A 24,556-nucleotide genomic window follows, 5' to 3' on the forward strand; every position below is an offset into this window, starting at 1 on the left:
CTTTCCCATTCATTTCGTAATATCGATAATTCAGTTCAATGTTGTGTGTATTCAATAGATAACGTCCACCAGTTGTACGCAACCTACTATTGAACATAGCTCTATGTAAAAATGGCATTCCGAAGTATTGTAGTGATACTTCTTCCACCAGACGCTGTATTTCTTGCTCATCCACTCTCATTCCTCCTAAACTAAAAAATATTTTTACACTTTTCTCCTCCCTTATACATATATTAAATAGTACATATACCCATCCTCATTCAAGAAGCGTGGTTTCTAAAAATATAGCATGAATAGAAATCCACTCACCAACCTCTCATCAATAGTACCTTACATTTTTGAGAGTAGGATTAAACAAGGAGGGATTCCTATGCCTACGTGGCTAAAAAAACAAATGCAACGCGCATATTTTGAAAAAAACCGGTATCAAATTAAATTACTAAATGAATGCTGGTTTTATTATAGCAAAATACATCAAAGCTCATAATCCATTACACGTTTTATCCCATAAAAAAAGAGCAGTTTCATCTGCTCTCTTCTCTTACTATTCAATCGGCAACATGGATAGTGCAACGCGACCTTTTTTCGTATCAATATCATCTACCCATACCTTGACGATTTGTCCGACAGATACAATATCTAACGGATGCTTCACATACTGTTTGCTTAGTTTAGAAATATGTACTAAACCATCTTGTTTTACACCTACATCAACAAAAGCACCAAAATCAACAACGTTACGAACTGTTCCTTCCAGTTCCATACCACGTTTTAAATCTTCTAATTTCAAAATCCCTTTTTTCAGAAGCGGTTTAGGCAACTCATCCCTCATGTCTCGCTCTGGACTAATGAGCGCATCTATAATATCAACTAATGTTGGCTCCCCAACTCCCGTTTCTTGCGATAACTTAGAAATCTCCACTTCTTCTAAGCTCTTTTGTAATTGCAATTGCCCTACGTCATCTTTTGATAACCCTAGACTCTTCAATAACAATTCAACATTTTTATATTGTTCTGGATGAATACCCGTTCGATCTAACGGATTTGCCCCTTCTAATATACGTAAGAAACCTATGCATTGTTCATATGTCTTCGCACCTAGACGCGGTATTTTCTTTAAGTCTGTTCGTTTTGTAAATTTCCCTTCTTCTTCACGCTTTGCCACAATATTTTTCGCAACAGTTTTCGATAAACCCGAAACATATTGCAATAACGCAACTGAAGCTGTATTTACATTCACACCGACTTGGTTAACTGCCGTCTCTACTACAAATGTTAATGATTCATTCAACCTCTTTTGAGATACATCATGTTGGTATTGTCCAACCCCAACTGATTTAGGATCAATCTTCACAAGTTCAGCAAGTGGATCTTGCAGACGTCTCCCAATAGAAACAGCACTTCTTTCTTCAACCTGTAAATCCGGAAATTCCTCACGAGCTAAATCGGAGGCCGAATACACACTCGCACCAGCTTCGTTCACAATAATATAGAAGACTTCTTGTTTCACATTTTGTAATACATCAACTATAAATTCTTCCGATTCTCTAGAAGCTGTACCATTCCCAATCGCAATCATTTCAACTTGATATTTATCTATAATAGAAAGAACTTTCGTTTTTGCATCTTCATATTTACGAACAGGTGGATGCGGATAAATAACATCAATATATAGAACCTTCCCAGTATCATCTACAACAGCTAATTTACAACCCGTTCTATATGCAGGATCTAAAGCTAACACAACCTTTCCTTTCATTGGAGGTTGTAATAACAAATTACGTAAGTTCTCAGAAAAAATATGTATCGCTTGTTCCTCAGCTGTTTCTGTTAATTCTTTTCGAATCTCTCTTTCAATGGAGGATTGAATTAATCGTTTATAACCATCCTCAATCGCTAACTTTACATAATGTGCACTTTTAGAATCGTTATCACGAATTACTCTCTTATATAAGAAAGTTACTATCTCATCTACTGGTGGAACAACAGAAACTCTCAATATATCTTCTTTCTCACCGCGATTCATCGCTAATGCACGATGCGGCACTACTTTCTGCAACGGTTCTTCATAACTGTAATACATTTCATATATATTCTTTTCATCTTTCTCTTCATCTTTTACGGACGAAGACATAACACCTTTTCTAAAAGTAACATTCCGAATCCAACTACGATAAGCTGCTTCATCTGAAACGATTTCTGCAATAATGTCTTGGGCACCTTGTAATGCTTCTTCTGCAGATTGCACTTCTTTCTCTGCGTTAATAAACTCCACTGCCTTCTGATTTGGATCTTCTTTCTTATATAACAATAACCATTCAGCTAACGGCTCTAGTCCTTTTTCTTTTGCAATCGTTGCTTTCGTTCTTCTTTTCTCTTTATATGGACGATATAAATCTTCTACTTCTTGTAACTTTACAGCTTTAACAATTTGCTGACGTAACTCTCCTGTCAGTTTCCCCTTCTCATCAATAAGACGAAGAACCTCTTCTTTCCTATCTTCAAGCTGCATCATATATTGCCATCTCTCTAAAATTGTACGAATTTGCACTTCATCTAAAGAGCCTGTCCATTCTTTTCGGTAACGAGCAATAAATGGAACTGTGTTACCTTCTTCTGTTAATTGAATAACATGACGAACTTGCTTTTCGGTAAAGCCTAATTCCTTCACTAACATTTTCATTAACGCTTGTCGATTATCTACCATTTCCATATACAACCGTAACCTCCTCTATAATAAAAAAAGTTGCCCTGTAAAGAGAGCAACTTAAACTGCCGATTTAAAAATCTATTAGTCCTAAACTAATTTGTAGCGCTTCATCTACACGAATCATCATCACTTCATCTAAGTGAGTGATTTTGTCCGTTAAGCGCTGCTTATCGATTGTTCGAATCTGCTCAAGTAAAATAACAGAATCTCTCTCAAAACCGTACTTTTTCGCATCAATTTCCACATGAGTGGGTAATTTAGCTTTTTGAATCTGTGCAGTAATAGCCGCTACAATCACCGTTGGACTAAAACGATTTCCGATGTCATTTTGAATGACAAGAACCGGACGAACGCCTCCTTGCTCAGAACCAACAACTGGGGAAAGGTCTGCAAAATACACGTCGCCGCGTTTTACAATCAAAATATTACCCCCCGCTAACTAAGCGTTCTACTGTATGAGCTGCTTCATACTCTGCTAAGAAAGCTTCCGATGCAATACCAAGATTAATTTTTCCCATTTCAATGTACCCACGTCGCATTGATTCATGTTGGTAGCGTTTCTTCGTCTTATGTTGACGCAATAACAGTTGTGTTGCCTGGCAAATTAGTTCATGGCGATTCTTATTCTCTTGTTTTCCAATTCCGTCCAATTCCGTTACCATTTGCTTTGGCAACCGAACCACGATTTCAGTAGTTACACTTGATTCGGACACAAAAATACACCTCCACCGTCAACTACACACCCAAATATATATATGACACCTATTGTAATAATACCATTGTATGGAGCCTGTTGCAAAGACTTCCTTATTCCTTGCTTATGTTTTCCAATTCACAAACAAAACATTCATATTCTTTTATTTTTATCTTATTACAAACAAGAAACGAAAGAGTTTCCAGCAAAATTCACGTTAAATTATGTTAAAAGTAATGATAAGTAAAAAGCTTCTCATCAAAAATGAGCTTATTCTTAACCAATGAACAGTCCTCTCAAATGACAAGAAGCAAACCATACTACCTTCTATATATTGTTCAAATAATTGATTACTTCTACAACCTTGCCGTGCCGTATGAATATTCTCGGCACACGGAAGCTTATCGTTGCAATAATTTCATAATTAATAGTCCCAGAATATTCAGCAACCTCAGTAGCACTAATATACTCATCACCTTGTTTTCCAATGAGTGTAACTTTCGTACCAAGCGGCACTTCACAAGGAAGGTGTATCATGAATTGATCCATTGTTACTCGACCTACAATCGGTACCCTTTTACCATTTATAAGCACTTCGAACCCTTGTAATCTTCTAAGCCATCCATCTGCATATCCAATCGCAACAGTTGCAATCCATTCTTCCGTTTTCGTTCGGTAAGTGACGTTATAACTAATCCCATCCCCTTTAATCACCTGTTTAATATGAGCAACTTTCGTATGCAGTGATAGCGCTGGTTCTAATTTAAACGGTAAAAAAGGGCGTATTTCTACAGACGGGGATAACCCATACATCGCAATGCCAATTCGTACTGCATTAAATGTAATCCCTTGAAAACGTAGCGTTGCAGCACTATTAGCTGTATGGACAAACTTAGGATCCACTCCGAACTCTTTCAACCAACTTAACTGCTGCAAAAATGTGTTATATTGCTTATCAAAGTAAGAAGTCTCCACCTCATCCGCTGTTGCAAAATGTGTATAAACTCCTTCTAGTTCTAAAAATGGCGCACCTTCTAAACTTTTTAAAAACCCTTTTAATTCTTTCCGTTCGCGTATTCCAATTCTTCCCATACCACTATCAAAATTAATGTGGTATTTCATTGTAGATGAACCATCCCAAAGTTTGATCGCTTCATCCACCCATTCTTTTTGAAAAACAGTTAATGCTACATCATTTTCAGCAGCTACATTGACATCACGAGGCGGGGAAGGACCTAACACTAAAATCGGCACAGTAATACCAGCCCTTCGAAGCACTAGAGCTTCATCTAAAAAGGCAACCGCTAACCTTGTCGCCCCTGCTTCTAATGCCGTTTTAGCTACCGGTACATAATCGTGTCCATATGCATTCGCCTTGACTACAGCAAAAATCTCTACATCACTTGGAATGAAATCTTTAATGTGTGTAATATTGTTATAGATCGCATCTAAATCCACTTCCACCCAAGTGTCACGGTAAAATGGTGCTTCTTCCATAAATACACTTCCTTATACACGATATGCGAAGCTTATTCTTTTATATGCTTCTTTTATGAAATCCACCCTTCAAACTAAGAAAAGACGTGGTGCACATATATCACCACGTCTAAGAAGTTTACTTCACTTGCTTCTCTGTAACTGAACGAGCAACCATTAATAGCTCCTTCGGCTCTAAACCTTTAGACACGAGCATATATTCTACTCCGTTATGCGACCACGTTAAAGAATCTTTCGTCAATGCCCCAATTGTAAAGCCAAGATCAACCAATTCTCCGCTCACACTTATCGCTGACGAAGCCTCTGCAACTTTTGCCTTTTCTTGTATCAAAGTAAAGGATTTCTTACTTCCAGTGTATGTGAGTATCGCACGCTTGCCACTGTCTGTCTTCAACTCTTTTTCATCTTTCAAAACCATACCTTGCGGCGTATCACGCGGATACAAAATAGCAAATGGTTTGTCTTCTTTCGCTGTTGTTTGAACATCTACTTGCGCTCTAGACATATTTTGTTTCGTATCAAATGCACCTTTATCAAATTTCGCATCAAATTTCACTTTTGAGAAATCTACTTTCACAAGAACATTTTGATCATTATCCATTAACTTCACCGAAACTGGTGTTAAATCACTTTTCTTCAATGTAATCTCTTGTTTCGGCAACATGTTTTGATGTTGATAGTTTGTTTTTGTTTTAAAAATATAATACTTATCTGTTTTTTCAAAAGTAAGGTTTTTCTTATCCTGCAAAATATCTCTCACAAGGGATTCATATAAATAAGCCTGGCTACTATTTTGCGGCCAATCACTTTGGAAACGGAAACTCTTATTAAGTGCTGGCGTTAATACAAATACCCCTTCTTCATTTCTTAAAATAATTTGGCTTTGATCTTTTTTCGCATTCTGCAAATTCACACGATAAAAAGAAGGTTCCTTATGCCATATTTCTACCTTGTACTCCTGAGGCTCATTCCCTGTTTTAATAGATAATTTTGCTTCAGCTTGATAACTTTTCATCCCTTTTACTTTCGCCTCTAAATCTCTCACAACATCATCTTGTTTCTTTTCCATACAACCCGCCAACACAAAAACGGTTAATAAACCGACAAGAACTAAAAACAGACGCCTTTTCATCACTTCAGCCCCTTTGCCCCTATAAATGAATGGAAGATGTACCTTCCTTATCGCTACATCAAATATATGAGACAAAGATATAAAATATGCAGACTAGCGTGACGAGCTTTCTAAAACAACTTGAGCAACAGCAAATTCCTTACTATGACTAATTGATAAATGAACAATATGCTCTGTACTTGTAACGAGAATCGGCTTACCTCTATCATCATTCCTTACTTCAATATCTAAAAAACTTACTTCTTTTCCAATACCAGTTCCTACCGCTTTTGAATACGCCTCTTTTGCTGCAAATCTTCCAGCTACAAACTCTGTAAGGCGACTTCCCTTCAGCTCCTTAGCAACATTGCGTTCACTTTCAGTTAAAATACGCTCCATAAATTTAAGTTTTCCATCTAGCATTTTTTCAATTCGATTCAATTCAATAATATCGATTCCAATCCCTACAATCATTTCAAAATCCCCTTCTTCTATTTAGCTTTCTTTTTTCATATTGTAAGAATAACAGAGAATCTTTCTGATGCAAAAGGAGTGATACTCACAACATGCTAATACCTTCTGCCCGCATTTCCTTACAACCAATCGTCATCGCTTTACTTCTCATACAATTAGTCATGATTATGTTAGGCGACTTTCTTCTCTTTCCCATGGCATCCTACAATGAATATATCGCTAAAGGAGAATGGTGGCGTCTCATAACTTCCTTACTTGTACATGTAGACTTACAACATTTCCTTTCTAATAGTATTTGTTTATTTGTGCTTGGCTCTTCTATTGAAAAACAACTAGGGCACTTTTCTTTCATCATTATTTTTTTCCTTTCTGGAATTCTTGGAAATATTTCTTCTTATCTCATTATGCCTCTTGAATATATTCATGCCGGGGCATCTGGTGGTATTTTCGGATTGCTAGGTGCACAATTATTTCTATTGTATAGTCGATATCGTTCTTCCAATCCAAGAGACATTGCTATTTTTTCAATCATGATATGTATATTACTACTATTCACTTTCTTCAATCCCTCCGCTAACCCTATAAGCCATTTAACAGGATTGATTATTGGTGGTATTTGCACTCCTTTATTAACAAAAAAATTCGATGGTGCAGAGCTTATTTAATATAAAAGCTCGCACCATCGACAATTTCTACATCTGTTTGTTTACTTAAATCTCTCATTAGTTGAAATAAAGACTCATCCTTCTTCTTCGCTTCAATCATACAATCAATTTGCGGAACACTTCCCTTTATCTTTTTTAAAAAAGATAAAAAAGTATCTACATCAATAAAGTCCGCATGCGCTCTCGGGTCTTTTCCCTCTCTAGGACTAGAAATGTGCATTTTCACTGGTAACAAAGACGATTCCCACGTATGTACAACACGCGCCCAATCTTCATGCCAATCTTCTCGATCATTATTCATCATATGGTGATGCAAATCAAACACGACTGGAATATCTAATTTTTCACCTAAATACAATGTTTCTTCTAAAGAAAAGGTCGTATCATCATTTTCTAATATGACCATCTCTTGGATACTTCTTGGAACACTTGACCAATTTTCTATAAAGCGTTCTAATGCGAGTTCCTTATCTCTATAACCTCCACCCACATGTAATACGCATCGTTGCTTATGTTCAATCCCCATACCTTTTAATAATTTTTTATGCATCTGCAATGTCTTTACAGATTGTTTAAAAATATTCTCTTCAGGTGAATTCAGCACAACGAAATGATCTGGATGAAAATCAATACGCATATTCATTCGAATAGCGTAATCACCTAGTACTTTTAAATTTTCTTTTAAGGGGCGAATATAGTTCCACTCTAACAACTCCTCATGATTCGCTAAAGGAACAAGCTTGGAACTAAGCCGAAAGAAAGATATGTCATGCCCTTTATTATGCTTTAATAACCGTAAACAATTTTCTAAATTCGAATTAGCAATTCTTTCGAGTTTACGAATTGCAGCCTCTCGATCACCAATTCGTTGAAACTGCGCATATGTCATCGTTTGAGATGGAGATGCATTCTTTAAATGTACACTCATCGCAACATATCCAAGTCTTACAAGCATGTAGCACCTCTTTTCTACACAAGTTATTATGTAGTATGTACAATTACAGAAATAAAAAAAGAGAATGCCAGCAAAGGGCATTCTCTTTTTTATTAAGCTTGTGGACGGCTATGATGTTTTCTTTCGCCACGTCCATTTGAAGATCCAGGGCGACCTTGACCTTCACCTTTACGACCACGGCTACCACCATCACGATTGCGATCACGGTTACGGCCATCGCCGCCACGGCTACCACCATCACGATTGCGATCGCGGTTACGACCATCGCCACCGCCGCGTCCGTCACGACTACGATTACGGTTACCATCACGGTATCCGCCTCCGTTACCGCCGCGTTTTTTAGAACCGCCACCTCTTGAAACAACTGGTGGTTCTGACGTTAAAGCGATTGGAGTTGTATCTGGCTCTTTTGTCATCATTTTTAAAGCAGCAGCTACTACTGTTACAGAATCATTCTCTTCTAACATTTCTTCTGCAATACGCTTGTAGTATGATAAATTATCATTTTCAATTGTGCTTTGAAGTTTTTCAGCGATTAAACGTTGTTGACCTTCTAATGCCTCGTCAAGTGTCGGTGCTTCCATACGATCAACTTTACGTTTTGTAGTGCGCTCGATATTTTTTAATTGTCCTGATTCACGAGGTGTTACAAATAACATTGCAATACCTTTTTTACCTGCACGGCCAGTACGACCGATACGGTGAACGTATGATTCTGGATCTTGTGGGATATCGAAGTTATATACATGTGTTACGCCTGAAATATCAAGACCACGTGCAGCAACGTCTGTTGCAACAAGAACTTCAATAGCACCTTCTTTAAATTTACGTAATACAGACATACGCTTCGCTTGTGTTAAGTCACCGTGAATACCTTCTGCTGCATAACCACGTAAGTTTAATGCTTCTGATAATTCATCAACACGACGCTTTGTACGACCGAATACGATTGCAAGCTCTGGAGATTGAATATCTAATAAGCGTGTTAACACGTCAAACTTTTTCTTTTCTTGCACTTCTAAATAGAACTGCTGAATGTTTGGCATTGTTACTTCTTTTGCTTTTACTTTAATGTGTTGAGGCTCAGTCATGAAACGCTCAGCAATACGACGGATTGGATCTGGCATTGTCGCTGAGAATAATAATGTTTGATGTGTATCTGGCACATCTGTTAAAATCGCTTCAATATCTTCAATGAAGCCCATGTTTAACATTTCATCCGCTTCGTCAAGAACAACTGTCTCTACGTTTTGTAAGCGAAGTGTTTTACGGTTAATATGATCTAAAATACGACCCGGCGTACCAACAATAATGTGTGGGTGTTTTTTTAGAGCACGAATTTGGCGGTTAATATCTTGACCACCATAGATTGGTAAAATACGAACGCGTTTATGTTTACCAATTTTGTACAGCTCTTCTCCAACTTGAATTGCTAATTCACGCGTTGGCGCGATAACAATACCTTGAACTGCTTCTTTATTTGTATCCACTTTATCTAATAGTGGTAATCCGAATGCTGCTGTTTTCCCTGTACCTGTTTGCGCTTGCCCAATAATATCCTTACCTTGCAATGCATGTGGAATTGTTTCAGCTTGAATCGGCGTAGCCTCTTCAAAGCCCATACTTTCAACAGATTGTAGTAAAGACTCACTTAATCCTAATTCTCGAAATGTTGTCAATGTTACTTCTCCTTTTCTATCCTATACTTATCATTTAAAAAAAGGCGTTTTCCGAATTTGCGGAAAAGCCCTTTTCCTGAATGCTCACGTATATAAACGGGCGTATATTCTTCGCGAAAATACTTCTAAACGTTATTACACTTTATCAATTATAAGTTTTGTATGTGCAAAAAGCAAACCCAACTGTTACCTTATTTTCATATTCAGAGTTTTTTTCTTCACTTTTATTTTTTTATATTTACTGTAAGCGCTTATTATAAGTTTCTTCTATTTTCGCGTCTATCATCCCTATTTATATACACCAATTATTTCAACATCGTAATTACTTCTTCCAATTTCATGCCGCGAGATGCTTTTATTAATACAACATCTTTCACATTAACTACTGCTTGTAACTCTTTTACTAGCTCTTCTTTATTATCATACGCTTTTACACGCTCAATAGGGAAATTAATTTTCGCTCCTTCAGCAATTTGAGCCCCTAATTTACCATATGTGAACACATATGAGATTTTTGCTGGATCGATTAATTTACCTACCTCATAATGGAATTGTACTTCTTGATCACCAAGTTCTAGCATGTCACCAAGTACAACAATTTTTTTAGCAAATCCATCTAAACCATTCATTAGGTGGAACGCTGCTTCCATAGCCGTTGGACTTGCATTATAAGCATCATTGATAATTGTTAAACCACTATTTGTTTTTACAATTTCCATACGCATGCCTGTCATTTGAAGTGTTACTAAACCTTCTTTCATCTCTTCCCACGTTACACCAAAATATTTCGCAATTGCCATTGAAGCAAGCGTATTGTACACATTGTGTTTTCCTAATACTGGTAAGTAGAATGAAATATTTTCTTCTCTATTCATTTTAAAATGTGTCCCAGTTGCCTGTAATGTTACAGTCGTTGGATAGTAATCATTTGCTCTAGCATCACCAAACGTAACTGTTTCAGCTATTAAATTCATTTCAGGAACACGATTTGTTAATAATGGCTCATCTCCGTTATATACGAACACTCCACCTTCTTGTAATCCTGTCACAATTTCTAATTTCGCTTCAGCAATTGCCTCACGAGAGCCTAAGTCCATTAAATGTGCCTCACCAATGTTCGTAATGATAGCTGCATTTGGACGAGCTAACTTAGATAAGAATTCAATTTCCCCTTGGCTTGACATACCCATTTCTAATACAGCTACTTCTGTATTTTCTTCTAAGTTTAAAATAGTAAGAGGTAACCCGATATGGTTATTAAAGTTGCCTTCTGTTTTTTGAACTTTGAATTTAGTTGCAAGAAGACTTGTTACAATATCTTTTGTAGATGTTTTACCGTTACTCCCTGTCACACCAATAACTTTCACATCCAATTGATTGCGATAGTTTTTCGCTAACATTTGTAATGCTGATAACGTGTCTTCCACAAAAATAACAGGAAGATTCTCAGGTGGATTTGCTACATCTTTCATCCATAATGTCGCCACAGCTCCATTTTCAACGGCTTTATCTACAAAAGCATGTCCATCGAAACGTTCACCTTGAATCGGAACATATAAGTTTCCATTTTCAATTTTTCTCGTATCAATAGAGACTCCTTGTATAGTAATTCCCTCATATTGCTCTGCTAATCCCATACCATTTACCATCTGTTCTACTTGTTTTAACGTTCGATTTATCATGAGAACACTCCTTACATAGAGGAAGCACTATTCCTGCGAATAGTGCTTCCTCCTTTTTTGTTAGATTGTATATTTAATTTTTTGTTTTTCTTCGTGACGCTCAATCGCTAAACGAATTAGCTCTTCAATTAATTCCGGATACGGTAATCCAGTATGTTGCCATAGTAGAGGGAACATACTAAACGGCGTAAACCCTGGCATCGTATTCACTTCGTTAATATATACTTCTCCGTCTTTCGTTAAGAAGAAATCAGCTCTTGTTAAGCCAGCACTATCTAACGATTGGAATGCAATAATTGCATCTCGCTTAATGACATTAGACTCTTCTTCTGTCATTTCAGCCGGAATAATTAATGCTGTATCGCCATCGATATATTTCGACTTATAATCATAGAAGTCCTTTTTCGGTACGATTTCACCTACAACTGAACATTTCGGTTCATCATTACCTAATACACCAACTTCTACTTCACGTCCAACAATATTTTCTTCTACAATAATTTTGCGATCAAATTGGAATGCCTCTTCAAATGCATTCTCAAGCTCTTCACGATTTTTACACTTATTAATACCAACACTTGAACCAAGGTTTGCTGGTTTTACGAAGCAAGGATATCCTAAAACTTCTTCTACTTTTTCGTATGCTGTTTCACAATCTTTTTCCCATGCACTACGAATAAACGATGCATACTTCGCTTGTTTCAATCCAGCTTCTGCAAAGATGTTTTTCATAACAACTTTATCCATACCAGCAGCAGATGCTAGAACACCATTTCCTACATAAGGAATGTTCATTAATTCTAATAATCCTTGAACCGTTCCATCTTCACCATTTGGTCCATGTAATAATGGGAAAATAACGTCGATAGCATTTTCTTCAGAAGCTGCAGATGGAATGATTTCTGTGCTTAATGATAACGGAGAAATCGCATTTTCTGCACCGCGCATTTTTAGAACTTCAACATCTGTTACTTCACCTTCAATACGCTCACCGCGCACCCATTGACCTTGTTCTGTAATATAAATTGGATGAATCTCGAATTTATCTTGATTTAATGCTTTAATAGCAGCAAGGGCCGTTTGTAGCGAAACTTGATGCTCAGCTGATTTTCCACCATATAATAAACCTAATTTAATTTTTGTCACTGAAATCACCCTAACCAATTGTTTTCATTTTTCTATTTTAGCACTTTTTATAAAAATAGGTAGTTCCTATTTGAAATAAAATGTAACTTCCACAAATAATTAAATGACACCACTTATTGGTTTTCTATAATTTTTCTACTTAACTTTCTTCATAAATATACAAAATTAAATTCTAAAATACAGTGAAACTTTAATTAACGAGGGGCCATCCCCACTAATTATCAGCCTGCACCAATCAGGCAGTTATCTCCCGCCGAATTTTAAGGTGGAAGTCTTACTGCCCACAAATAGCGGGATAAAATTGTAATCCAATCTAGTTATGTACCTAAAATATGTAGAAATCCCCTTTTTGTGTATGTCATCTACTCATTAAGAAGATTGTTTGGTCAGTGTGCCTTTTTGCCTTTGCTCAACGAGACGATCTAAAGAAACATATACAATACCTGCAACTACACATCCTACAGCTAAAATTGTAAATAGAAAGTGGCCAAGTAATCGATCCAATAAAAAACCGCCAAGAAGTGGACCGAATGCGCCTCCTGTAATCCACTGCAAACTGGCAGCTCCCATATAAGTCCCTCTCAAGTGCTCAGGGGCCAAATTCGCTACAAACGTCATCTGTACAGGCGACATAATCATCTCACCTAACGTATATATGGCATAAACGAACAGCAACGTTATTAAAATAATCGTAGCATTTGCATCAAATTCTCCAAACCACTTCGGTAACCATCCTATAAAGAACAAACCAACACCGAACAAACATGCACCATATAACATCGTCTTTCCGACAGGTTTATCTGTGGCCCATTTTGAAATTTGAAATTGGAACAACACAACTAATAGTCCATTTAAAGCCATTAAATATGGATATGGATTGTTAGTTCCAAAAATGCCTTTCATTTCATTATCAAAGTGCAGCGGCAACATGCCCTCTGTTTGAGAAAATCCCATCGAAATAATGATACCTGCTAACAAATAAATCATTAGTGCCTTATCTCTCATTACAATTTTCCAAACCGCCTCTGATTCCTTTTCTTTATTTTCTTCTTTATTCGCACTCTTTGGCATTGTCTCTTGAATAAGAATGAATACAAGTAATGCATAAAATAACATCGTAGACGAGGCAATAATAAACACAAGGTTCTTCGACAACATAACTACTGAAGCACCCATTATCGGGCCAATTGCAGCACCTATATTGTGCCCCATTCGTAATAAACCATATGCTTCTGTTCTTTTTTCAGGTGCTGTTACATCCGCAACCATTGCTGATGCAGCGGGATGGAATAATGAATTGCTGAGCCCCAAAAAAATAGATAAAATAGCATAAGGAATAAATCCTTCTATAAATAAAAAACCTAGCATGAACAAAGCATTACTCACCATTGAAAAAATCATTATTGGCTTTCTTCCATATATATCAGCAATCCTCCCACCAAGAAGAGAACCGAAACTTGCGGCAATCGGAGAAAGTGCCATAATAACCCCTACTTCCAATAACGAATCCACCTTATCTTTTAAATATAGGGCAAAAAAAGGCATCAACATCATCATTGCAATTCCATTTAACGTTTCGCCAATAAACCGAATCCATATGTTTCGGTCCATCTCCCTTAACTCACGCCACGTATTTTTCATACATTCCCCCCTCAGTTCCCCAACAATTATATTATATACACAATCAGAAAAATGTAAATTTTCAGAATGAAAAATCCATCCTAACAGAATTAGAATGGATTTTTCAACTTATAAATTCGCTGCATCTTCTTCGTCTTTACTATTATTTAAAGCACTATGTTTTCGGCTATATAAGAAGTAAACCGCAATACCGATAACCATCCATACCCCAAAACTAATCCAAGCAGTTCCGGATAACTGAAGCATTAAATATAAACAAAAAATCACCGTTAATGCTGGTAAAAATGGTACAAGTGGTGCCTTAAATGCTCTTGGTAAATCCGGATGAGTTCTTCTCATTACAATAACAGCAACAGCTACAAGTGCAAAGGCTGATAAAGTCCCCATATTTACAAGATGCGCTAACACATTTAAATCTATTAATCCTGAAATAAGTGCTGCAATAATTCCTGTTGTCCATGTATTTAAAAATGGTGTTTTAAATTTTGGATGGACTTTAGCAAGGCGCTTCGGCAATAATCCATCTCTACTCATTGCATACGAAACACGTACTTGCCCATACATCATAACTAACATTACTGTTGTGATTCCTGTAATTGCTCCTACTGAAATTACTCCCGCTAAACTATCTTGTCCAATAAATTGAAGTGCAAAAGCAACTGGATCTGATATATTTAACTGTCCGTATGGAACAATTCCTGTCAAAATAAGTGAAACAACAATATAAAGAACCGTACAAATTAATAAAGATGCAATAATGCCAATTGGTAAATCACGTTGTGGACGTTTCACTTCTTCTGCTGCCGTTGAAACTGCATCAAACCCTATGAATGCAAAAAACACTGTAGCAGCTCCAGCCATTACACCATCTAAGCCAAACGGCATAAAAGGTGTCCAATTTTCAGGTTTTACATAATTAAAACCAGCAAAGATAAATATGAGAACAACCGCTAATTTAATAAAAACCATAATGTTATTTATTCGTGCACTTTCACGAACACCTCTAGATAAAAGAACTGTCATCACTAAAATAATTAGAACCGCAGGCAAATCAATTATTCCACCCTTTCCTGTACCAGGGGCCGAGGAGAGAATGGTAGGAATATGGATCCCAAATCCCTTTAATAAAGATTGAAAATAAGCGGACCAACCGTTTGCTACAGCAGATGTAGCGAGTAAATACTCAAGCATTAAGTCCCATCCAATTAAAAATGCGAATACCTCTCCCATCGTCGCATATGTGTACGTATACACACTGCCTGAGACAGGAACTGAAGAAGCGAATTCAGCATAACAAAATGCAGCAAAGGCACAGGCTAACGCGGCTATCGCAAATGATAATATAATAGCTGGTCCAGAATGTTTTGCTGCTACCACGCCCGTTAGAACAAAAATACCTGTTCCAACAATTGCCCCGATTCCAAGCATAGTTAAATCCAATGCACCCAATGTTCTTGCTAACGTCTTTTGCTTACTCTCTTGCATTAGCTTTGCAATAGGCTTCTTTTGAAAAATTTGCTTCATAGCATGCCCCTCCAAGTTTTAAATTTTCTGAAAATTTTTAATTTGCTTTTTTATTTTACTCATTGCACTTTCCCCAGTCAATACTTTTGTCGAAATAAGTAGAAATCTTTCGGAACATACAATATCCTTATCGTTGTTTCTATATATCTTTCCGTAATTTTTTTTGGTATTATTATACATGTCGATTCCACAAAAGAGGCATGCTCACTTATTGAGCATGCCTCTTTTTACCTATTTCACAGTATGTGAACCTTCTTCAATCCAGCTATACATATATTTTTCATCTTCTGTTTCATGTGCTTGCTTTACAATACGAAGCGGACGGAACGTGTCTATCATAACAGCTAGTTCAAGTGTTTCTTTCTTCCCTATACTTCCCTCTGTTTTCCCAGGATGCGGCCCATGAGGAATTCCGCTCGGATGAAGTGTAATAGAACCTTCTTCCACACCTTTCCGGCTCATGAAGTTTCCTTCTACATAGTACAGTACTTCATCACTATTCACGTTACTATGATAATATGGTGCCGGAATAGATTCTGGATGATAGTCGTATAAACGTGGTACGAAAGAACAAATAACGAAATTGTGACCTTCGAACGTTTGATGTACTGGAGGTGGCTGATGAATACGACCTGTGATTGGTTCAAAGTCCTCTACATTAAAGACCCACGGATATAAATAGCCATCCCAACCAACAACATCTAACGGATGGTGCCCTAAAATATGTTTATGCATATACCCTCGTGACTTTGTCATTACGACAAACTCACCTTTTTCATCATACGTCTCTAATTTTTCAGGACCACGAATATCTCTCTCACAAAACGGACTATGCTCTAACAATTGTCCATATTCATTCCGATAGCGACGCGGCGTTGTGATTTGACTATTTGCCTCTACAACAAGAAACTTAGTCTCTCCTTCATCTGGAATAACACGATAAATCGTTCCAATTGGGATTGTTACATAATCACCTTTTCGATAGTGAATCGTTCCAAACATCGTTTCAATTTTCCCTGTTCCGTAATGAACAAATAACATTTCATCACCATCACCATTACGGTAGAAATAGTCCATTTTTTCTGTCGGAGCCACTACTCCAATTAATAAATCCTCATTCCCAAGCATAAAATTCCTTCCGCTTACTGCATCGCCAGTTTTTTTATTTTCTTTTGTGCGAAAATGACGATGAGCAAGAGCTACATCTTCTTCATACTGCAACTGACAAGAATGGGATAATGCCGCATGACCTACTTCCGTTGGCATATAATGATGGTACAAAATAGATTGCGTACCAGAAAAACCTTTTGTTCCCATTACCTGTTCGCGATAAAGCGACCCATCTTTTTTACGGAATTGTACATGTCGTTTATGAGGTAGCTCCCCCATGTGACGATAAAACATGCCCATCACCTGCTTCCATTTCTTTTTTGACCGTATTACGTAACGTACCTAAACCAGTAATCGTAAGTTCTACAACATCCCCATCTTGCAGCCACTCTTCCGTACCCAGTTCTAAAACACAACCTGTTCCTACTGTCCCAGAACCAATCACATCGCCTGGATATAACGTAACGTCTTCCGAAGCACGTTCAATCATTTCAGCAAATGTATAGTAAATATCTTGGAAGTTCCCCTTTGATAATAGCTTTCCATTTACATGAGCAGTCATCTCTAACTCATAACGGTCACCGTTACGATAAACATCCAATTCCTCTTTCGTAACAAGGTGCGCTCCTAATGAAGTTGCAAAATCTTTTCCTTTTGCTGGACCAAGTCCTACCTTCATTTCTGTTGCTTGTAAGTCCCTTGCACTCCAGTCGTTCATAATACAATAACCAAAAATGTATTCCTCTGCTTGCTCACGAGAAATATTTCTTCCTTCTTTCCCAATTACGCAAGCGATCTCTAACTCATAATCAAGCTTTTTAGATTTCTTCGGACCAATTACAAAATCATCCGGACCAATTACAGCACGATGGTTCGTAAAATAAAAAACCGGGATATCGTACCATTCAGGTACAACCTCTAGCCCTCTCCGGCCGCGGGCCGTTTTTACATGCTGTTCAAACGCGTAAAAATCCCGAATACTACTCGGATTAGGAATTGCTGCCGCTAATTGCACTTCCTCTAAGGAATATATACCCTTTTCTGGATTCTCCATATTACGCAATACTTCTACATACTCATCCGCTTTCTCTAAAAAGGCGAACATAGAAGAAGGTAATTTCCCATCACTAGCAAGATTCATATCAATTACTTTGTCACCTTCAAGCCATCCAGCTCGCATTTCTTTCGAAGGAAGACGAAATGTAACAAATTTCATCATGATTCCTCCCTATGAAAATGAAATTTCCACCAGCAAAGAGACTTTTGCTGGTGGATACAAATCTTATAAGTTTCCGCGACGTTCCTGTTCTCTTTCAATTGATTCAAATAATGCTTTAAAGTTCCCTTCTCCAAATCCGCGAGAACCTTTACGTTGAATAATTTCAATAAATAAAGTTGGACGATCTACAATTGGTTTCGTAAAGATTTGTAGTAAGTATCCTTCCTCATCGCGATCTACTAAAATCTTTAATTCTTTTAACCTATCAATTTCTTCATCAATTTTCCCAACTCGCGCACTTAACTCATCATAATAAGTATCAGGTGTATCTAAAAACTCCACGCCATTTTCACGAAGCGCTTCCACTGTTTTAACGATATCGCTTGTTAATAAAGCAAGATGTTGTACACCTGCTCCATTATAGAATTCTAGATATTCTTGAATTTGCGATTTTCTCTTTCCATCTGCTGGCTCGTTAATAGGGAACTTAATACGACTTCCATTTGTCATAACTTTCGACATTAATGCTGAATACTCTGTACTAATATCGTCATCATCAAAATGAATCATTTGTTTAAAGCCCATAACATTCTCATAATAGCTAACCCATTCTTCCATTTTCTCAACATTACCAACTACGTGATCTACAGCAATTAAACCTGACTCTTCAAATGGAATATTAAACTCCACTTGTTGGAATCCTGGCATAAATGTTCCTTTATAATTTTTACGCTCTACAAGCGTGTGAATTGTATCACCATACGTACCAATAACTGCTTTTTTCAGTGTACCGTTCTCGTCTGTTAATTCCACAGGTGGAGCAATTGCAACGGCACCACGTTTCACAGCTTCCGAATATGCTTTGTCAACATCGTCAACAAGTAAAGCAACATCTTTTACACCATCACCATGTGTCTTTACAAATTCTGCGATACGATTATCGCTACTTAAAGCTCCAGACACAACAAAACGCATATTTTTTTGCACAAGAACATAAGATACCTTTTCACGGTTACCAGTTTCTAATCCAGAGTAAGCCACAATTTTGAACCCGAATGCTCTCGCGAGGTAATAACTTGATTGCTTTGCATTTCCTACGTAAAATTCCAAATGATCTACATCACGTACCGGAAAAAAGTCCTCCATTTGTGCAGCTAGCGTATCCATAGATTTTTGTTTCATAAAATCCTCATCCCCCTGTAAATAGATTAAATGGTTCATACTTAAAACCAACCGAAAACGCTTCCAACATCAATTAATAGCAATTAGTTAGCAAGCTAACAAATTCTGACCTTTAAAATTTTCTATCTTTTCTGTCAAATTCCTCTTTTTTTCTTACATATAAAATTCGACTTTTTTCTCTTTACATGACGGAGGGAATATTCATACTTGATGGTATATAGGAGAGGAAAACAAAAAAGACCCCAACATATTAACTACTTACTAATATGCTAGAGTCTTTATTTTTTTTGAATGATTGTATTTATATGTCTCATACTAATACATTTGCAAGGAATAAAATAAATGATGTTAATACTACCGCTCCACCTAATGATCCTAATAAATCTGTCTTTGTTACTTGTAACACTTGTTCACTGTTCATATTCCTCATTCTCCTTTCATTTTGTATGATTTAAAACTTCTATTATACTAATACACTTGATAGAAATACGATTAATGCCGTTAATACTACCGCCCCACTTGCTGATCCTACGAAGTCACCTTTTGTTACTTGTAATACTTGCTCTTTCATTTTGCATTCTCCTCTCTTTTTCTTTTATTACAAAACTTCTATTATACTAATACGCTTGATAGAAATACGATTAATGCCGTTAATACTACTGCTCCACTTGCTGATCCTACGAAGTCACCTTTTGTTACTTGTAATACTTGCTCTTTCATTTTGCATTCTCCTCTCTTTTTCTTTTATTACAAAACTTCTATTATACTAATACGCTTGATAGAAATACGATTAATGCCGTTAATACTACTGCTCCACTTGCTGATCCTACGAAGTCACCTTTTGTTACTTGTAATACTTGCTCTTTCATTTTGCATTCTCCTCTCTTTTTCTTTTATTACAAAACTTCTATTATACTAATACGCTTGATAGAAATACGATTAATGCTGTTAATACTACTGCTCCACTTGCTGATCCTACGAAGTCACCTTTTGTTACTTGTAATACTTGCTCTTTCATTTTATGTATCCTCCTTTTTAATAAGTTATCTATATGTAATTTCTAAGAAATGTTTATTTCATAGTTTTTACGTTAGCGTTACATTGAAGTTATTAACGTAACGTTTGTAACATTAATGTAACATAACTATTGTTACGTTGCAATATAATTACGTAAATTTTATTACACTTTTTTTACGTTTTTTTATAAACACCCTTAAAAACCCTATTTTAATGCACTTTCTACTAAGTTGACGTTTGTAATGTTATTGTAATATTACAGTCATATAACGAAACACCCTCATACCTACCTCTATTTTTGTTACAAATTAAAGTGCATATTCAAAGTAATAAGATGGCGCCTATCAACTTTTTACTGACGGTTCACGCAAGATAAAATACGATCTTTCCAAGATAAGTTTATATGTTTCCTCTATATAACTATGTATAATAAAAGCAAAGAGGTGGTCATTTTGAAATTAATCGCATTAGATATGGATGGTACGCTACTATCATCTAATCTTGAAATCTCCAAGGAGAACTTACAAGCTATCCAAACTGCAAAAGAGGCTGGTCATATAGTCATGATTTGTTCTGGTCGTGCAAAAGAGGATGTTTTAAAATTATTGGAAGAATATAAACTATCTCTTCCAGTTGGAGCGAGCAATGGGGCAATTGTTTATGTGGATGGAAAAGTAATTAACTCGCGTTGTTTACAAAACGATAAAGTATACAAGCTTGCAAAATTACTAGAATCTGAAGGTTTTCCTTATAAGCTATATACGAATAAAGGAGTTTATTCTCCATATACATGGCAAGATCAAGTCATGCAAGCGTTCGAAGAAAACAAGCATGCACTAGATGTTACACTTGAAGAACTTGAAAGAATTACAGAAAAACAAAAGAAATCAAACTTAATTACTGATTTCCAAAAAATCGAAGATGTTGTAAATAATCCAGAATTAGAAATATCTAAATTCTTCATTTTGACATTTAATGCAGCGCATCGTGCACAGCTATTAGGCATGTTACAAGAAGACACTGATATTTCAGTTACGGCATCAGCTCCTACTAATGTAGAAATTATGGATAAGCACGGTCATAAAGGGAACGGTCTACAAGAAATGGCTGCTTATTTCAATATACCAATTGAAGATACTATTGCGATCGGGGACAACTTTAATGATGTGCCAATGTTACAAGTAGCTGGCTTATCAGTTGCAATGGGAAATGCTGAAGAAGATGTAAAAAAACTATGTGATGTCGTAACATTAACAAATAATGAGCATGGTGTTGCTCACGCAATCGAGAAATTTGTATTGAAACAAACTTCATCTAGTAAATAAAAAAAGGACCCTTTCAATTTGAAAGGGTCCTTTTCTTTTATACATGATGACAAGCAACAAAATGCTCTTCACCAACATTACGGAATTCTGGTACCGTTTGTTTACAAATATCTGTTGCAAACGGGCAACGTGTATGAAAGCGACAACCCGAAGGTGGATTTGCTGGACTTGGAATATCACCCTCTAGTATAATCCGCTCTCGCTTCACTGTTGGATCTGGTATTGGCACAGCTGATAACAATGCTTTTGTATACGGATGCAGTGGGTTCGTAAATAACGCATCACGCGGCGCTGTTTCCACAATCGTTCCTAAATACATAATTCCAATTTTCGTACATAAGTGCTCTACTACGCTTAAATCATGAGAAATGAACAAATAAGATAGTCCCTTTTTCTCCTGTAACTCACTAAATAAATTAATGATCTGTGCTTGAATAGATACATCTAGTGCTGCCACAGGTTCGTCAGCTACTATAAATTCCGGATTTAATACCATAGCTCTTGCGATAACGATACGCTGACGTTGTCCACCAGAAAACTCATGAGGATACCGGTCAATATGATATGGGGCTAAGCCACATAACTCTAATACTTCTGTCACTTTTTCACGAACATTTTCTTTCGTCGCTAGTCCGTGAGCCAACATCGGCTCGCCAAGTGCTTCTCCAATCCTCATTCTCGGATTTAATGAGCTAAATGGATCTTGAAACACAAGCTGCATATTAGGACGATGTTTTCTCAATTCCTCTTTTGATAGAGAATGAACATCGTGTCCTTTAAACTTCACTTCTCCCTCCGTTTTTTGAACGAGACGTAAAATTGTTTTTCCTATCGTCGTTTTTCCGCTTCCTGATTCACCAACGAGACCGAACACTTCGCCTTTATTAATAGTAAAACTTACTCCATCAACTGCTTTCACATGTCCAATCGTTCTACTAAATATGCCGCCTTTAATTGGGAAATATGTTTTTAAGTTTTTTACTTCTAATAATGGTTCACTCATTGTCCCGCACGCTCCTCATATAACCAGCAAGCTACTTTATGATTCTCATCATGTACATTCAGATTTGGCGCTTCTTCTTTACATATTTCCATACAATGCTCACAACGACCGCTAAAGTAGCAAAATTCATCCAAACCAACTAAATTAGGAACCTGCCCTGGAATAGAATATAATTTATCTATTCGTTTTCCCATCACTGGTTTTGATTTCAACAACCCTTTCGTATACGGGTGTTTCGGATTTTGGAATATTTCTAGTACTGGTGCCTCTTCAATAACTTTCCCGCCATACATAACGACAACGTAATCAGCCATCTCAGCTACAACGCCTAAATCATGTGTAATTAATAAAATGGATGTTTTAAATTCTTCTTTTACTTGTCTTAATAAGTCTAATATTTGAGCTTGAATCGTAACATCAAGAGCCGTTGTCGGTTCATCCGCAATTAATAACTTCGGATTACAACTAAGTGCAACAGCAATCATAATACGTTGTAACATGCCACCACTCAGTTCGTGCGGATAAGAATGGACGATTTCATCCGCACGAGCTATACCAACTTTACGAATTAACTCAATTGCCTTCTTATACGCTTCATTTTTGCTAAGTAATTCATGCTCTCTTAACGTCTCTACAATTTGTTCACCTACAGTGAAGACAGGATTTAGCGATGTCATCGGTTCTTGGAAAATCATCGCAATATCATTTCCTCGTAAACTACGAAGCTCTTTCTCTTTCATTCCTAAAAGACTTTTTCCTTCATATAAGATATCTCCACCTACTACACTGCCTGATTCAGCAATAAGTCCCATAATAGATAAAGCTGTTACACTTTTCCCGCAACCCGATTCGCCTACAACACAAACCGTTTCACCTTCTCGAACTGTAAAACTAACATGATTCACAGCCTTTACTGTTCCTTCTTCTGTCTGAAAGTGTGTTTGTAAGTCTTTCAGCTCTACTACCGCTTTACTCATACCTTCTCACCTACCGTCTCATCTTTGGATCTAACGCATCACGAAGTGCATCACCAAGTAAATTAATTGATACAACTGTTATAAAGATTGCGAAACCAGGCGGAATCCATAACCACGGCCGCTTTTGGAAATCAATTAATGAGTTAGCTGCGCTAATCATATTCCCCCATGATGGTGTAGGTGGGACGACGCCGAGACCTAAGTAACTTAGCGCGGATTCACTCAAAATTGAACCTGCAACACCCAAAGTTGCTACAACAATAAGCAACGGAAAGACGTTAGGAATTAAATGATGAATAATTTTCCGAGAATCCTTTAATCCTAATACATCTGCTGCTTGCATAAAGGCTTGCTCCCGCAATGTTAAAATTTGTCCTCTCACAAGCCGGGCAAGTCCTGGCCATCCTACTAAACTTAAAATAATCATTACAACATATAAACGGTATTCCGATGGTAATTTCCATTCTGATAAAATTGCTCCCATTATAATAAGTAGCGGTAATCCCGGAATGGACATTAACACATCCGCAACACGCATAATTAAATGATCTACAACTCCTCGATAAAAACCAGCAATTGCTCCTAATAAAGCTCCTAGTATAACGGATAATAGCATCGACGCTAAACCAATTGTTAATGAAATACGCCCTGCTTGCATAAGTCTAGTTAAAATATCCCGTCCCAACTGGTCTGTTCCAAGCCAATGTGACAGGCTGGGTGGTTTATTAATTTGTGTTACTTGTACTTTCCCATCAGCATACGGCGAAAAGATTGGACCGATAAAACTAAATAAAAACATAAATATTAAAACGTATAAGCCACACAGTGCCATCTTATTTTTCTTAATTTTTTTATACGCTTGACGCCATGGTGATGATTCATTTCTCTTTTTTCGTTCTTTCTTTTTCTCTATTATTGGTGTAATAGTCTCCATATCTTTCCCCC

The 24,556-nt window shown here is 36.9% G+C and carries 27 protein-coding genes (1 of these 27 running past the window's edge); 3 read left to right on the top strand and 24 right to left on the bottom strand.

All coding sequences use genetic code 11. The features are described from left to right. Positions 1–175 carry the 5' end (the start) of a SprT family protein gene (locus QCI46_RS26065; protein ID WP_327957722.1) on the bottom strand. 284 nt of this gene lie to the left of the window's left edge, so only the first 175 of its 459 coding nucleotides appear in the window; the start codon lies at positions 173–175; its stop codon lies beyond the left edge, outside the window. A gap of 195 nt (positions 176–370) precedes the next feature. On the opposite strand from QCI46_RS26065, the gene cmpA reads away from it, so the two are divergent. Continuing rightward, complete coding sequence (gene cmpA, locus QCI46_RS26070; RefSeq protein WP_001143642.1) at positions 371–487, top strand: cortex morphogenetic protein CmpA; 117 nt, start codon at positions 371–373, stop codon at positions 485–487. Positions 488–544: 57 nt separating this feature from the next. Here the strand turns inward: cmpA and QCI46_RS26075 are convergent, their stop codons facing one another. From QCI46_RS26075 to acpS, 6 genes are all read right to left on the bottom strand, one after another. Further along, positions 545–2,713, bottom strand: a complete 2,169-nt coding sequence (locus QCI46_RS26075; protein ID WP_353841755.1) for a Tex family protein — start codon at positions 2,711–2,713, stop codon at positions 545–547. A 67-nt stretch (positions 2,714–2,780) separates the two neighbouring features. Next, positions 2,781–3,131, bottom strand: coding sequence for a type II toxin-antitoxin system endoribonuclease NdoA (gene ndoA / locus QCI46_RS26080; RefSeq protein ID WP_000635963.1), 351 nt, complete (start codon positions 3,129–3,131; stop codon positions 2,781–2,783). Positions 3,132–3,135: 4 nt separating this feature from the next. Next, entirely contained in the window at positions 3,136–3,423 is a 288-nt protein-coding gene (locus QCI46_RS26085; protein WP_000004570.1) for an antitoxin EndoAI, read from the bottom strand. A 308-nt stretch (positions 3,424–3,731) separates the two neighbouring features. Next, positions 3,732–4,901 (bottom strand): alanine racemase, encoded by a 1,170-nt coding sequence (gene alr, locus QCI46_RS26090; RefSeq protein ID WP_000390587.1) that lies wholly within the window; start codon positions 4,899–4,901, stop codon positions 3,732–3,734. Positions 4,902–5,019: 118 nt separating this feature from the next. Beyond that, positions 5,020–5,970: a LolA family protein gene (locus QCI46_RS26095; RefSeq protein WP_002096914.1), complete on the bottom strand. Its 951-nt coding sequence runs from the start codon at positions 5,968–5,970 to the stop codon at positions 5,020–5,022. Positions 5,971–6,126: 156 nt separating this feature from the next. Next, positions 6,127–6,486, bottom strand: a complete 360-nt coding sequence (acpS, locus tag QCI46_RS26100) for a holo-ACP synthase (protein ID WP_000635044.1) — start codon at positions 6,484–6,486, stop codon at positions 6,127–6,129. 92 nt (positions 6,487–6,578) lie between these two features. Between acpS and QCI46_RS26105 the strand changes: the two genes are divergently transcribed. Continuing rightward, complete coding sequence (locus tag QCI46_RS26105; protein ID WP_000906923.1) at positions 6,579–7,151, top strand: rhomboid family intramembrane serine protease; 573 nt, start codon at positions 6,579–6,581, stop codon at positions 7,149–7,151. Here the strand turns inward: QCI46_RS26105 and uvsE are convergent. The 14 genes from uvsE to QCI46_RS26175 all read right to left on the bottom strand — a co-directional run bounded on the left by uvsE (position 7,144) and on the right by QCI46_RS26175 (position 20,307). Then, positions 7,144–8,106, bottom strand: a complete 963-nt coding sequence (gene uvsE, locus QCI46_RS26110; protein ID WP_353841756.1) for a UV DNA damage repair endonuclease UvsE — start codon at positions 8,104–8,106, stop codon at positions 7,144–7,146. The genes QCI46_RS26105 and uvsE overlap by 8 nt on opposite strands. Positions 8,107–8,198: 92 nt before the next feature. Next, on the bottom strand, positions 8,199–9,785 hold the full coding sequence (cshA, locus tag QCI46_RS26115; protein WP_000206596.1) for a degradosome RNA helicase CshA: 1,587 nt from the start codon (positions 9,783–9,785) through the stop codon (positions 8,199–8,201). Between the two features lie 305 nt (positions 9,786–10,090). Continuing rightward, positions 10,091–11,467 (bottom strand): UDP-N-acetylmuramoyl-tripeptide--D-alanyl-D-alanine ligase, encoded by a 1,377-nt coding sequence (gene murF, locus QCI46_RS26120; RefSeq protein ID WP_353841757.1) that lies wholly within the window; start codon positions 11,465–11,467, stop codon positions 10,091–10,093. Between the two features lie 60 nt (positions 11,468–11,527). Next, positions 11,528–12,613 carry a D-alanine--D-alanine ligase gene (locus QCI46_RS26125; protein WP_353841758.1) on the bottom strand — a complete coding sequence of 362 codons (1,086 nt, stop codon included), beginning with the start codon at positions 12,611–12,613 and terminating at the stop codon, positions 11,528–11,530. Positions 12,614–12,982: 369 nt separating this feature from the next. After that, positions 12,983–14,254, bottom strand: coding sequence for an MDR family MFS transporter (locus QCI46_RS26130; RefSeq protein WP_060486419.1), 1,272 nt, complete (start codon positions 14,252–14,254; stop codon positions 12,983–12,985). Positions 14,255–14,362: 108 nt separating this feature from the next. Then, positions 14,363–15,778: a branched-chain amino acid transporter BcaP gene (bcaP, locus tag QCI46_RS26135; RefSeq protein ID WP_000809356.1), complete on the bottom strand. Its 1,416-nt coding sequence runs from the start codon at positions 15,776–15,778 to the stop codon at positions 14,363–14,365. 231 nt (positions 15,779–16,009) lie between these two features. Then, positions 16,010–17,182, bottom strand: a complete 1,173-nt coding sequence (locus tag QCI46_RS26140) for a homogentisate 1,2-dioxygenase (protein ID WP_046956657.1) — start codon at positions 17,180–17,182, stop codon at positions 16,010–16,012. Then, entirely contained in the window at positions 17,148–18,104 is a 957-nt protein-coding gene (locus tag QCI46_RS26145; protein WP_000674024.1) for a fumarylacetoacetate hydrolase family protein, read from the bottom strand. The genes QCI46_RS26140 and QCI46_RS26145 overlap by 35 nt, the downstream gene beginning before the upstream one ends. Before the next feature lie 66 nt (positions 18,105–18,170). Further along, positions 18,171–19,289, bottom strand: coding sequence for a 4-hydroxyphenylpyruvate dioxygenase (gene hppD, locus QCI46_RS26150; protein ID WP_000810916.1), 1,119 nt, complete (start codon positions 19,287–19,289; stop codon positions 18,171–18,173). A 310-nt stretch (positions 19,290–19,599) separates the two neighbouring features. Further along, the gene (locus tag QCI46_RS26155) at positions 19,600–19,710 is read right to left on the bottom strand and encodes a DUF3948 family protein (protein ID WP_001083700.1); all 111 of its coding nucleotides are present in this window, start codon (positions 19,708–19,710) and stop codon (positions 19,600–19,602) included. A gap of 42 nt (positions 19,711–19,752) precedes the next feature. Continuing rightward, positions 19,753–19,860 (bottom strand): DUF3948 family protein, encoded by a 108-nt coding sequence (locus tag QCI46_RS26160; RefSeq protein ID WP_000664237.1) that lies wholly within the window; start codon positions 19,858–19,860, stop codon positions 19,753–19,755. Positions 19,861–19,901: 41 nt separating this feature from the next. Beyond that, positions 19,902–20,009, bottom strand: coding sequence for a DUF3948 family protein (locus QCI46_RS26165; RefSeq protein ID WP_000664237.1), 108 nt, complete (start codon positions 20,007–20,009; stop codon positions 19,902–19,904). Positions 20,010–20,050: 41 nt separating this feature from the next. Further along, positions 20,051–20,158 (bottom strand): DUF3948 family protein, encoded by a 108-nt coding sequence (locus QCI46_RS26170; RefSeq protein ID WP_000664237.1) that lies wholly within the window; start codon positions 20,156–20,158, stop codon positions 20,051–20,053. 41 nt (positions 20,159–20,199) lie between these two features. Further along, positions 20,200–20,307, bottom strand: a complete 108-nt coding sequence (locus QCI46_RS26175) for a DUF3948 family protein (RefSeq protein WP_000664237.1) — start codon at positions 20,305–20,307, stop codon at positions 20,200–20,202. Positions 20,308–20,758: 451 nt separating this feature from the next. Between QCI46_RS26175 and QCI46_RS26180 the strand changes: the two genes are divergently transcribed. Then, positions 20,759–21,631, top strand: a complete 873-nt coding sequence (locus QCI46_RS26180; protein WP_353841759.1) for a Cof-type HAD-IIB family hydrolase — start codon at positions 20,759–20,761, stop codon at positions 21,629–21,631. 37 nt (positions 21,632–21,668) lie between these two features. On the opposite strand, the gene QCI46_RS26185 is transcribed toward QCI46_RS26180, so the two are convergent. The 3 genes from QCI46_RS26185 to opp4C are packed head-to-tail and all read right to left on the bottom strand — an operon-like array spanning position 21,669 to position 24,545. Then, a complete protein-coding gene (locus tag QCI46_RS26185) occupies positions 21,669–22,634 on the bottom strand; it encodes an ABC transporter ATP-binding protein (RefSeq protein ID WP_353841760.1) in 966 nt (321 codons plus the stop codon). Then, positions 22,631–23,611: an ABC transporter ATP-binding protein gene (locus tag QCI46_RS26190; RefSeq protein WP_000030797.1), complete on the bottom strand. Its 981-nt coding sequence runs from the start codon at positions 23,609–23,611 to the stop codon at positions 22,631–22,633. The genes QCI46_RS26185 and QCI46_RS26190 overlap by 4 nt, the downstream gene beginning before the upstream one ends. A 10-nt stretch (positions 23,612–23,621) precedes the next feature. Further along, positions 23,622–24,545, bottom strand: coding sequence for an oligopeptide ABC transporter permease (gene opp4C, locus QCI46_RS26195; RefSeq protein ID WP_000447957.1), 924 nt, complete (start codon positions 24,543–24,545; stop codon positions 23,622–23,624). Positions 24,546–24,556: the final 11 nt, after the last annotated feature.

The sequence above is a fragment of the Bacillus cereus group sp. RP32 genome (assembly GCF_040459735.1).
GTDB lineage: Bacteria > Bacillota > Bacilli > Bacillales > Bacillaceae_G > Bacillus_A > Bacillus_A wiedmannii.